11 protein-coding genes are annotated in these 13291 nt (G+C 35.1%); all 11 read right to left on the bottom strand.

What is annotated here, in order from left to right; all coding sequences use genetic code 11:
• Window positions 1-43: 43 nt before the first annotated feature.
• The 11 genes from pepF to JDW14_01860 all read right to left on the bottom strand — a co-directional run bounded on the left by pepF (window position 44) and on the right by JDW14_01860 (window position 13026).
• Window positions 44-1843 (bottom strand): oligoendopeptidase F, encoded by a 1800-nt coding sequence (gene pepF / locus JDW14_01910; GenBank protein ID QQD65902.1) that lies wholly within the window; start codon window positions 1841-1843, stop codon window positions 44-46.
• 28 nt (window positions 1844-1871) lie between these two features.
• On the bottom strand, window positions 1872-3047 hold the full coding sequence (locus JDW14_01905) for an aminotransferase class I/II-fold pyridoxal phosphate-dependent enzyme (protein ID QQD65901.1): 1176 nt from the start codon (window positions 3045-3047) through the stop codon (window positions 1872-1874).
• Window positions 3044-3532, bottom strand: coding sequence for an Lrp/AsnC family transcriptional regulator (locus JDW14_01900; protein ID QQD65900.1), 489 nt, complete (start codon window positions 3530-3532; stop codon window positions 3044-3046). Before JDW14_01900 ends, JDW14_01905 begins: the two co-directional genes overlap by 4 nt.
• Window positions 3533-3844: 312 nt before the next feature.
• Complete coding sequence (locus JDW14_01895; GenBank protein ID QQD65899.1) at window positions 3845-3946, bottom strand: hypothetical protein; 102 nt, start codon at window positions 3944-3946, stop codon at window positions 3845-3847.
• A 323-nt stretch (window positions 3947-4269) separates the two neighbouring features.
• Window positions 4270-4371, bottom strand: a complete 102-nt coding sequence (locus tag JDW14_01890) for a putative holin-like toxin (protein ID QQD65898.1) — start codon at window positions 4369-4371, stop codon at window positions 4270-4272.
• Window positions 4372-4696: 325 nt separating this feature from the next.
• Window positions 4697-4798, bottom strand: coding sequence for a putative holin-like toxin (locus JDW14_01885; protein ID QQD65897.1), 102 nt, complete (start codon window positions 4796-4798; stop codon window positions 4697-4699).
• A 204-nt stretch (window positions 4799-5002) separates the two neighbouring features.
• On the bottom strand, window positions 5003-5725 hold the full coding sequence (locus tag JDW14_01880) for a hypothetical protein (protein QQD65896.1): 723 nt from the start codon (window positions 5723-5725) through the stop codon (window positions 5003-5005).
• Between the two features lie 123 nt (window positions 5726-5848).
• Complete coding sequence (locus tag JDW14_01875; GenBank protein QQD65895.1) at window positions 5849-7312, bottom strand: alpha-amylase; 1464 nt, start codon at window positions 7310-7312, stop codon at window positions 5849-5851.
• 228 nt (window positions 7313-7540) lie between these two features.
• Complete coding sequence (locus JDW14_01870; protein QQD65894.1) at window positions 7541-8689, bottom strand: AI-2E family transporter; 1149 nt, start codon at window positions 8687-8689, stop codon at window positions 7541-7543.
• A 113-nt stretch (window positions 8690-8802) separates the two neighbouring features.
• Entirely contained in the window at window positions 8803-11691 is a 2889-nt protein-coding gene (locus JDW14_01865) for an insulinase family protein (GenBank protein ID QQD65893.1), read from the bottom strand.
• A gap of 240 nt (window positions 11692-11931) precedes the next feature.
• A complete protein-coding gene (locus tag JDW14_01860; GenBank protein ID QQD65892.1) occupies window positions 11932-13026 on the bottom strand; it encodes a glycerol dehydrogenase in 1095 nt (364 codons plus the stop codon).
• Between the last annotated feature and the right edge of the window lie 265 nt (window positions 13027-13291).

Below are 13291 nucleotides of genomic sequence, written 5' to 3'. Positions count from 1 at the left end.
CTATAATATAGGTTGAAATTTATTTAATTAAACTAATCTATTTCTACGCTTTCAACGCTTCAATTTGGTCTAGCAAGCCGTCCACATATTGAATTGCACTACGTAACGCACCAGCATCTCTCATCGAAACACCTGCTTTTTCAGCCAATTCAAGTGGTGATAATGTTCCACCAGCTTTTAAGACTGTTAACCAACTATCAATTGCCGCTTGTTCACCATTTGCGATACGTTGTCCTATTTGTGTACCAACTGTCAAACCAGCTGAATAAGTATATGGGTATAATCCCATGAAGTAATGTGGCTGACGCATCCATGTTAATTCTGCTCCTGGTGTCACTTCTAACGCATCACCCCAGAATTGCGTTAATGTTTCATGGAAAAATTGATTTAATACTGTTGCATTCAACAACTCATCACGGTCAACAGCTTGATAAACTTTACGTTGGAAATCTGCTTCCAATAAATGTGTCACCATATTGTGGAAATAAGTTCGTGAAATAAATTCAGAAATTAATACACGTTTTTGCGTATCTTCAATTGGTTGATTCAATAAATATTGACACGCAATCACTTCATTTGCCGTTGACGGTGCTTCAATAAAGTATAAACTTGCTTCTGGTGTAATATTCAATTGATTTTTATAAGTTAGATTAAAGTGACCAGCATGACCTAATTCATGTGCTAACACTAATGCTTCACTTAGTAAACCAGTCCAGTTTAACAACACATAACTTGGTCCATTATAAACAGTCGAACAGAACCCACCTGTTGATTTCGTTTGATTCATCGGAAAATCAATCCAACGCTCGTCAAAGCTACGTTTTACAATTGATAAATATTCTTCACCAAAGATACTAAAGATGTTCTCCATTAATTCACGTGATGCTGCAATACTCATTTTTTCCGGTTCTACTGCTGTAAACGGCATTTTAATATCGCATAGTCCTATTGTATCTAATTGTTGCTCTTCTTTTAATAATTTGGCATAACGACGCATAACAGGTGCGAACTCTGCCATAATCACATCAATCTGACGATTATAGGCTTCTCGTGACACTTTTTGATTCAATAATAGATAATCAATAACTGACTCAAAACCACGCAGACTTGCAATACGTTTTTCAGTTTTCACATGATTAATGTAATTTTCTGCCGCAGTATGTTGATAGCGAGCTAAGCCCTCGTGGAATGATTTCCATGATTCACGACGAATTTGCGTATCTAAATGCCCTTCAAAATCCCCTTCAAATGTTACGAAACTATTTTGATAAGTCTGTCCATTTGCTTCAAATGGTTCAAATGTTAAATCTTGGAATTTAGTCGTCAAGTATTGGCTATACGGATGCTCTAATGTTGGTGATAAACGGCTCAACACTGCCTCTGCTTCAGGTGATAATAAATATGATTTCTTTTCAATTAAGTCTTGCAAGAAATATTTAAATGGTTCACCTTTAGCATGTGCCATAACAGATTCCAACAATTCTGTTGACTGCCCACTCAATTCAGAAATATAAAATACTACATGCTCTGATATAAATTCATAGGCAGATACTAATTTCGCACGATTTTCTTCATATTCACGATTTAATTTATCCGTTTCATAACCTAATGAACCATACGCACTAATATATGCTTGACGGCGTGATAAGTCCTCGTATATTTCAAGCGATTCAATAATAGTGTCAACATCATTTAAGTTTCCTTTAAAACGTTGCTCAAATTCAACTACTAATTGTTTCGCCTCATTAAGTGCCTCAAGGTATGCTTTGCTATCTTTGAATAATAAACTTAAATCCCAAGTTTCTTCAATAGGTAATGCTTCTCTTAATGGTAATTGTGACATAGGCTCAACCCTTCTTTCATTAATATTTTTATTTTTCTTGCTTTAATTCTTCGATAAATTGCTCAATCCGTTCAATCGCTGCTTTTAACTCATTAATTGAATAGGCATAGGAAATCCGAACGAAACCTTCCCCACTCTTTCCAAATGCAGTTCCTGGAACAACAGCTACACGTTTTTCCATAATTAATCGTGTCGCAAATTCTTCAGAAGTCATGCCAAACTGCGAAATATTTGGAAAAATATAAAATGCTCCCAATGGTTCGAAACACGGAATACCTAGACGTTCCAACTCTGATAATAAGAAACGGCGACGTTGATTATAACTTTCACGCATTTCTTCTACATCTTGTTCCCCAGATTTCAACGCTTCTAACCCTGCATATTGACTCATCGTTGGTGCTGCCATAATCGTAAATTGATGAATCTTAGTCATTTGTTCAATTATTTGAGCTGGCCCTGCACAATAACCTAGACGCCATCCAGTCATCGCATACGCTTTCGAAAATCCGTTAATATAAATCGTGCGCTCACGCATTCCCGGAAAACTAATGATGCTGACATGTTCTTCATCATCATTATATGTCAATCTGTCATAAATTTCGTCTGAAACAACAAGCAAATCTTTTTCAATAATCAAATCAACAATTGCTTCTAAATCTGCCTTTGTCATAACAGCTCCAGTTGGATTATTCGGAAATGATAAGACTAATACTTTAGTTTTATCCGTAATCGCTGCTTCTAATTCTTCTCTTGTTAAACGGAAATTATTTTCCTCTTTCAAGTCGATAGCAACCGGCACACCCCCAGCTAATTGCACACATGGCAAATAAGACACATAGCTAGGTTGCGTGTAAATCACTTCATCTTCCGGTTCAATCACTGCACGAAAGACTAAGTCAATCGCTTCACTTCCCCCAATAGTTACCAATACTTCTTTTGCTGGGTCATATGCCACGCCTTGTAATCGCATAATATTTTCTGCAATAGCTTGACGTAATTCTAATAATCCAGCATTTGCTGTATAAAAAGTACGTCCTTTTTGAATCGTATAAATTGCTTCATCACGAACATGCCATGGTGTATCAAAATCAGGTTCGCCTACCCCTAAGGAAATGACGTCCTTCATTTCACTCGCCATACTGAAAAAGCGACGAATACCAGACGGCTCAATGGCTTGAACTTTTTTATTTAAAAAGTTTCTCATGGTGTAACCACCATCCGACGATTATTTTCTTTTTTAATGAATAAGGTGTCATATTCTTTATATTTCTTCAAGATAACATGTGTCGTTGTCGATTGCACTTCTTCAATTATTGATAATCGAGATGAAACAAAGTCGGCAATTTCACGAATCGGTGCTTTATGTAACTCAATTAAAAAGTCAAATCCCCCAGATGTTAAATACATTGATTTCACTTCTGGAAAATGATATATTTTCTCAGCAATACGGTCAAAACCTTGTCCACGTTGTGGATTGACACGTAATTCAATAATCGCAGACACCATATTATCATCGGTTTTATCCCAATTCACTAATGTATGGTAGCCACAAATAATTTTTTCTTCTTCTAATTCTTTAATCGTTTGAGAAATTAAGGCTTCTTCTAAACCTAGTAAGGTCGCAATTTCTTTATGCGTTAAACGACTATCATGCTCAATCAATTTTAAGATTTTTTCTCTAATGTCCATAATTGACGCCTTCTTTCTATACTAATGTTACCATTATAACAAAATTAGCACTTACAGAGTAGAACTTTGCTAAATTTTAATGAAGATGTATACTTCTATTTTCGGGTATAGTTATGTATAACTTGATTGGATGTTAATCTAATCAAATGCTTAACAGATAGCTTGTAATTCCTTGAAATTCAATTTTTGTATGTTATAATGAATATAGAAAAAGAGCTGGACGACAATCCAGCTCCAGCGTAGAACCGTTAAAAAGACGGTGGCTCGTATTACGAATTTAATCCGTCCTACTTGACCAAAGTGGGGGACGGATTATTTTTTGTTCTCTTTGAAGATTTTATAGCACAAACTAATCAAAGCGATAATAAAACTACTAAAGCTAAGAATCGTTTGCACAACTTCAAATGCAGTCAAAATAGGCTCCCTCCTTTCCGGTAGATTTTGATGAAATGCCCATAGGCATCACCTCTCTTTCGGTGTTAGGAGCCACCGTCTTCACTTTTCTACATAGAATATTTTATCATAAAAGTTCCCTATTTAAAATCATCATGTTTATAGATTTTTGTAAATTTGATTACTAACTAATCTCTCCACTCACTTGAATTTACTCTTTTTATGCTATATAATAAAAATACAAAAGAGCTGGACGGCAATCCAGCTCTAGCGTAGAACCGTTAAAAGACGGTGGCTCCGTAAGATGATTTAATCCGTCCTACTTTGCCAAAGTGGGGGACGGATTATTTTTTATTGTCTTTGAAGATTTTATAGCACAAACTAATCAAAGCGATAATAAAACTACTAAAGCTAAGAATTGTTTGCACAACTTCAAATGCAGTCAAAATATGCTCCCTCCTTTCCGTTAGATTTTGATGAAGTGCCCATAGGCATCACCTCTCTTTCGGTGTTAGGAGCCACCGTCTTCACTTTTCTACATAGAATATTTTATCATAAAAGTTCCCTATTTAAAATCATCATGTTTATAGATTTTTGTGAATTTGATTACTAACTAATCTCTCCACTCACTTGAATTTACTCTTTTTATGCTATATAATAAAAATACAAAAGAGCTGGATTGCACTCCAGCTCCAGCGTAGAACCGTTAAAAAGACGGCGACACCATCAGATGAATTTAATCCGTCCTACTGTGTCAAAAGTGGGGACGGATTATTTTTTATTGTCTTTGAAGATTTTATAGCACAAACTAATCAAAGCAATAATAAAACTACTAAAGCTAAGTATCGTTTGTACAACTTCAAATGCAGTCAAAATATGCTCCCTCCTTTCCGGTAGATTTTGATGAACTGCCCATAGGCATCACCTCTCTTTCGGTTTCAGGAGCCACCGTCTTCACTTTTCTACATAGATTATTATATCATATACACCTTTCAGCCAGTCAATAATTGACATGACTTCATTGCAAAAAAACACCTGTAGCCAAACAAGGTTACAAGTGCTAATTACCAAACATCATTATTGTGCTTTAATTTGAAAGGTAATCTGAGATTTAAAGTAATCTTTTAATTCTTCCGTCAATAAAATTTCTGGGAAAATATCTTTATACACTACATACGGCAGACGTTCACGCAAATCAATCTCATCTACCATTTGATGAACCACTTGTTGCTGAATGAACGCATCATAACTAGCTTCATCTAAATCACCATGATTTTCACCAAAACGTGCATACGCAATTAACTTAAACACAAAATATTCATGAATCCGCTCCTTCAATTCCTCTTGTTGATTTGGCTCTAGTTGAAAACTATCACGAATAAAATCATCAAGTGTCCAGCCTAATTTCTCAGCCTCTTCACGAAAATTCTCAATCATCGCTTGGTAGTAAGCATCTGATTCTTCACTATTAATAATCGTTTGTGTAGTATTCGCAAAAAACACCAATAAATACGGAAAAATATGGTGTTGAAACTTCAATTCTCGTTCACGCTCTTGATACGCATCCATTGCAAATTGCTTCAATTCATGAACTGTCGTCAAATCCGGATTTTGTAATGCTGCTACCATTTCATCAGTTAACTTAGTAGCAGTTTGATTAAATTCTTCATTATAAACTTTTAGCACACCATTGACGACTGGTTCAATTACTGCTTCCCATGATGGAATTTCAACTACACGATATGGTTCTGGCAGTAGTATCTCGTCAAATGCCACGTAGTGTTCGACATAACTTTTCATCTAATCCCTCTTCTCATTTAGATAAACTACTTCTACTTAGTAACTATCTTACCATATTTCATGCATTATTTAAATCAGACTGATTATTCCAGTTCAATCTCTACTTGCTCCTATCAGTCGCCACTAACCCAATATATCTTGATTTGTCCATACTGATAATGAACCCCCATTTACCGGAAAAACACCCCAACCCTCTTCATCAATAATAATTGAGCCGTCATGATTTCCTAAGTAGTCAACGAATTGTTTACCAGCATTTAACTCACCGACAAACATACGTTTTTCATTATCGTCCCCATTACTCATCACAACAGCCATGCCGTCTGGATATTCGTCCGTCCCTAATCGTGTCCAACCAATACAATTAGGGTCATCTAAATAATCCACTTGTTCACCATATGCGTGATGACGTCGTAAATGCATTAGACTATCTAAATCTTCTTTGAAACTTGGTTGTCCAAACTCACCTTGCACACCATAGTAATCACCATAAAATACACATGGCAACCCTGCTTCACGTAATAGAATCGCCGCATATGCCATTGGTTTGAACCAGTCTTCTACCGTTGATTCTAGTGCTTGCCCTCTTTGCGTATCATGATTTTCAACAAAGGTAACGGCAGACATTGGCAATTCCTGCACTAATGCATTATCAAATAATTGTGTTAAATCATATTCAGCACCCGATTGACTTGCATTATAGAAATTCATATGCAAACCAACATCAAAAATATCAAACGTATATTGCGTATCAGCTAAATATGCACTTTTAATTTCAGTATCGGCATGCCAATATTCACCGAAAATATAAAAACTTTCACCATAACGTTCTTGAGCCTTCGCCATTAATTGCTGAATAAACTGGTGGTCAATATGCTTAATCGCATCTAAACGAAATCCCTCAACCCCAGTCGTATCCACAAACCAATACATCCAATCTTCAATATGCTGAACTACATCAGGGTGACGATAATCGATATCTGTAAACATCAAATAATCATAATTACCATTTTCACTGTCAACCTTATCATCATCTGCCCAGCCCTTATTCTCACCGCAGACCATAAAAATACCTGTTTCTTGATTGAGTGCATCATAATCAGTTCCTGAAAAATGATACCAATGCCACTTAAAATCACTATATTGATTGTTTCTTCCTTCAAATTCAAAATTTGTCCATGCTTCAATCTCATACGGCTCACTAATAGCTTCTTGACGATTCGTTGGATTCATTTTCAATACTTGGAATCGCTCCAAATGGTCACCATTTGCCTTATGATTTAATACCACATCAGCAATCGGTGCTATGCCATTAGCCTTTAGTGCATTAATAGCAGCTAAATATTCATCTTTTAGCCCATATTTTGTCCGAACTGTTCCTTTTTGATTAAACTCACCTAAATCAAATAAATCATAAACACCATAACCCACATCATGTTCATTCGTTCCTTTAAATGCAGGTGGCATCCACACTTTTGTAATTCCCAATGCTGCTAGATGTTCACTATCTTCTTCTAAGCGACGCCAATGCTTTCCGTCACTTGGTAAATACCATTCAAAATATTGCATTATTGTATGATTTTTCATTCAATACCTCCACAATTGCTACTATGCCTATCTTAAAATAAAACGAGCGTTAAATTCATCAAATGATGTCATTAACGCCCGTTTTACTATTTGAATAAGGCTTTAAATAACCTCTTTCAACATTATCATCAAATCAATTGTCGCCAATGGTTATGATTGGGGGAGAGAGAGTTCTATGACAACTGCCCGATGACCTTTTTCATTATGTTACATCTATTTAAAATGAACTTAAAATTTCGTCGCATTTTCCGCATAAGAATTAACGTTCAAACGATGATTAATATTTGCCTTTAATAAGCGATATAACGCCGCTGCGATTGGTACAGCAACTAACATCCCTACTAGACCTAATAATGCACCACCAATCGTAATCGAAACTAAAACCCACATCGCTGGTAAACCAACTTTTCCACCTACGACACGTGGGAAAATCACATTTCCTTCAAATTGTTGTAAAACAATAATATAAATCAAAAAGATTAAGGCTTGCGACGGAGATTGCGTAAAGATTAAAAAAGTCCCTAAACCCGCACCAATATACGCCCCAATGACTGGAATAAAAGCTGAGCTACCAACTAATATTCCGACAGTTGTCGCATACGGTAAACGTAATAACCACATACCAAGCATGCACATACACCCTAAAATCACTGCTTCTAATGATTGACTAACAAAAAATCCTCTAAATGAGTTGTCAAACACTGATAAGATACCTACAATTAATCGATATAATTTTGGAATATAAGCAAGAATTAAACGTTCACTTTCAGCTGCAATTTTTTCTTTACCTGTTAATAAATAAATCGAAAAGACAATGCTCATAAACACATTAAACACAGCTGAAAAAATACCCGTTGCCGACGTCAAAATATTAAGTAATAGATTTCCTAATGTCGATAACATTTGTTGGATATAATTCGTTACGGTCGACGCAATATCCATTCTACCACCATTCTCACTTTGCAGTAGTTTCAATACTTGCTGAATTGTTTCATTTTTTTCAACTTTAGCAAATAATTCTTGAAACTTACTTGGGTCAATGGATAGTAATGACTGTATCGCACCAATCAACTCTGGAATGACAATACCCAGTAATATCGCAATAACCACTATAAAAGTACTGTATGCCAATAATAAACTCAATCCACGCTTAAATTTTAACAGTTTAGGCATCTTAATAAAACGTTCAAATAACGACTCATAGCCTACTAATAAAATATTAACAATATAAGCAATCATTGCCCCAGCAAAAAATGGTTTCGACGCATTAAAAATAGTAACTAATAATGACTCAGCAATACTCCAATAACGGACAATAATAAAACAGATGACTAAAAACACACCTAATCCAATCACTTGCTTTCGATTGTATGCCATCAATATCCCTCCTATTCCAGTTTCTATGTGAGCTAAAATACCGTATATTTCAAAAAAGCTGGGAGTGCTAATGCACTCCAGTACTTTTCATACTACTTCATAATAGCATCAAATTAATATAATTCACGGATAACATCAAATTGGTCTTTTACTGCTTCAATTTGTGTCTTATTACCAATAACTGCAATAGCTGGATTAGTCAAAACTTGTTCATAAATGACTGCCATTTGCTGCAAGTCCTCTAAAGTTGTATTCAATACTTGTTCTTTAAAGCGACGACGTTCGTCTGTTGTCAAACCAATATGATACATCACAAACGCTTGATGTCCCTTATCAGCTGCCGATAATGGCTGGTCAATGTCACTAAGCGTTCCGATAATATATTTCAATAATGCTTCTTCATTAGCTGTAAATTCTTGAATATATTGTGGCACACCTTGGTAAACATTTAATGTATTAACTAAATTAGGATCACGATAACTTGCAAAGGTCACATTTCCATTACGACGCAATGCATGCCCTGCACCATAAGCGCCACCTTGAACACGTATCGTATTCCATAAATAGTCATAGTTTAAGATTTTCATCATCACTTGATTCGAACCTTTGTATTCAAACGGCTTAACAGCATTAGCTGTCGCCACATAGTTGACATCTTGAGCTGCAATAAAGGCTTCTTTTTGCTTTTCTCCGGTTTGATGAATTACTTTTTCGCCAATTGTTGCAATTGCTAAATCATCAAATCGCTCTTCAATCATCGGCACTAATTTCTCTTTACGTTCTTGACTTCCGATGTAGAAAGCATTCAATCGTGCTTTATTTGCTAAGCGACTGTATAAGTTTTGTACCTCCTCAATCACTTCTGCAGCTTGTTCTGATTTTAATTGTTTCAATACTTCTTTTAAGAAATAATATTGATCTAAACCACTCAATAACTCCGTTAATTTTGACGCAACACTCACTTGACTAAGCGCTCGTTGACTTGCTAATAAGTCAGCACGATAATTCATTCGTTGCTCAAATACTGAAATCGCACGTTGCACAATATTCGTAATCTCTTCAACATCATTTAAATTAACATTTACAGCAATTTCATGCATTAAATCGAGTAAGTGGCTATCCATTTCTTCCAATGCTTTACCACGAATTGTAAAGTAAATTGAAAGACCTCCCTCTTTTTCGAATGCTTGTACAGCTGCATCGATACCACCTGTATACAAATCAATTTTTGTTTGTAATTCCTTGCTTGAGTAATGCTTAGTCGCTAACTTATTGATAATTTGTGACAATAAACTCAACCATTTCAACTCATCAGCTGAAAAATCATCAATACGATATAATAATTCTACATAATCAATTCCAGCTGTAAATTGTGGTGCATGATAGAAGACTTGCTCACCTAAAAATTGGGATACTTCAAGTGGATAATCTTCTACTTCGGTCGTCAAATCATCACGTGTTAACATTGGAATTTTCGCTAAATCTTCTTCACGGTCTGGTGTTGTTTGACGTTTAATCAATGCTTGTGTTGTATCAACAATTGTTTGAATTTCTTCTTGAGATAAACTTGCTTTATATGCTTGTAATGCTTCATGTTGCTCAGCTTCTAAACGGTCATTTAAGCCCGGAGTGGCTTTTAACGCAACGGAAATACGGTGTGGATTTTCTAATAAGTAATTAGTCACTAATTCTTCAAAATATCCTGATTCAAAACGAGTACGTAATTCATCAAAATACGATGTAAAACCTAGACTATCAAAGGGATTCAAATCATATAGCCATGTTTGCATTGCTGTTATCGCATAAAGCACCCCACGTGGATTACTTTCAGAAATTACCATTTCTTTTTGCTTAAACGTAAATGCATTTAATGATGCCATCACAAGTTCTTGGTCAATACCTTCAGCCACAACTTGTTTTAGAGTATCTTCAACAATTTGCTTAAATCTATCTAAATGTTCTGTTTGCGTGTACTTTGCAATAATATTAATCATACTAAAGTACCCAATTGACTCATGATAGGCTACAATATCTCCTGCAAAACCAGCATCTAAAAGAGCTTTTTTCACAGGGGCTTGGTTGTTCCCAAATAGAACATCCATCATTACACCTAAACCAAAGCCTTCTAAAATATCATCTGCTACATTCGTATGCCATGCTAATGCTAAGAAATCTTTATCCGTAGCGTCATCACCTTCAGCAATCGAATATAATTCTTCAATATGATGATCTTCGACGAAAGGCACATCAATGGCTAAATTCACTTTTTCAGCACCTTTTCCTGCACCTGTAAAATACTCTTCTAATGATTCAAACGCAGCTGCATCATCTAAATCACCATATAATACAGTCAATGATTGGCTTGGATGATAGTAACGTTTATGAAAGGCAGCAAACTCTTCTTGCGTCAATGACGGAATTGCTTTAGGAACTCCACCAGATTCAAAGCTATATAATGTGTCTGGATATAAATGACGCATCACATCATGAAATAGTTGTTGCTCAGGTGCAGCCAATGCTCCTTTCATTTCATTATACACAACCCCTTTATAAATCAATTCATCTTCTAGTTGTTCTAAATGATAATGCCAACCCTCTTGTTGTAAAATTTGAGCATCTTCGTATAATTTAGGCTGAAAAACTGCATCTAAATATACAGCCATTAAATTTTGGAAGTCTTGTTGATTCGTTGATGCAACTGGGTATAAAGTTTTATCTGGATATGTCATCGCATTGACAAAAGTATTTAACGAACCTTTTACTAACTCTACAAATGGCTCCTTAGTCGGATATTTTTTAGAACCATTCAACACTGAATGTTCTAAAATATGGGCAATCCCATTATCATTATATGGTGGTGTTTTGAACGCAATCATGAATGCTTTATTAGGGTCATCATTTTCTAAACGTAGCACTTGTGCCCCTGTTTCTTCATGTTCATATAACTTACCATACGATTGAATATCTTCTAATAATCGTTCTTCGATTAATTTAAAAACCATGCAAATCACTCCTACTTATTTTTAATATCATAATCTGACAATAACCCACATAAAAACAAAATAATTGTCAAGAATCTGTTTAAAATATTGATATTATTGTAACGTTTTATAAAAATAAAGTAAACACAAATGGTTGTGGTGGGCACCATTAAAAGTACATATAAAAACAAGGTTATCATCACTAATAGGATTCAAACCTTGTTTGATGTTACTATTATTTTTCAATAAAAAGAGATAAAATTATTTTGCTAAATTAGTTACATAAGCATCTACTGCTAAAATTGCTGCTGTTACATCTTCTGCTGTCACTTTGAATGGCATTTGATGAATCGTTTCTCCTTCAATTGTAGCCTGTTGACCTACTTTTAATAAATCTTCATACGTTGCATTTTCAAGATGTAATTCTTTTAATGTTGTTGGTAAACCAAGTGCTTGATAGAAATGAATATATTTATCCAATTCTTCTTTCGGTGCATTTTCTAATACAAGTTGTGTTAATGTTCCGTACGCAACTTTCTCACCGTGAGTTAAATGATGAATATCACCTGTTAAGGCTGTAAATCCATTGTGGATAGCATGTGCCGCTGCAAGACCAGCACTTTCAAAACCAAGACCACTTAACAAAGTATTAGCCTCAACCACTTCTTCTAAAGCTTTTGTTACCACTTTTGCTTTATTACTTGCCATTGCCTCTAAACCTTTAGCAAATAATGTCCGTTCACATGTTTGAGCAATTGCAATTCCTGCAAGTGTTTGATAGCCACCTGCCATTGTTTCACCATTTTTCTGTAAGACAGCACGTGCCTCTACCCATGTTGCTAAACCATCTGCGATACCTGATGCTAACAAACGTGTTGGCGCTTGGCTAATAACCTGTGTATCCACAACAACCAATTCTGGGTTTTTCGAATAGAAAATATATTTATCAAATGCACCTTCATCAGTATAAATAACAGATAAAGCAGAACATGGAGCATCAGTTGAAGCAATTGTTGGTGCAATCACTACTGGTACAACCATTAAATCAGCTATTGCTTTGGCACTATCTAATGTCTTACCTCCACCAAGACCAATTACCACATCATTACCTTCTTGTTTTCCAACTGTCACAACACGATTGATTTCATTATCGGATGCTTCACCATTAAAAGCTACTCGAGTCGCATTAAAGCCATTTTCTGTTAAAGCAGCTAAATATTTTTCGCCGACAATATCATATACAACATCATCACAAAGTACGAGTGGCTTTGTACCCAATGCTTTAATATGTTCTAAACTTGTAAATAAAACATCTTTACCTTGAATATAACGTGATGGACTTGCAAAAACTTTCATAATTTCCTTCTTTCCATGTGACCATTTTCACATATTGTGTTATAAAGCATAGTTGCTTTTGTTTGATTAAATCATACAACAAAATGCCGTTTATTGCAATCGTTTTAATCGTAAAAATTACAAAATGAAGCTTTAAAATATTGTACTAGGAATCTATTTTAAAATATAAAGACTAGACAAAAAATTGCTAATTACAATAAAACAAACTGAAAATACATTTTACATTAGTGTAATATAAAAATTTTTGCCTAGTCCCTATTTTGAA

It is taken from the genome of Aerococcaceae bacterium zg-252, from assembly GCA_016237705.1.
GTDB classification, from domain to species: Bacteria; Bacillota; Bacilli; order Lactobacillales; family Aerococcaceae; genus Globicatella; species Globicatella yangjingiae.
Note: the sequence above shows the minus strand (reverse complement) of the source record. Positions and strands in the feature narration are given on the sequence as shown.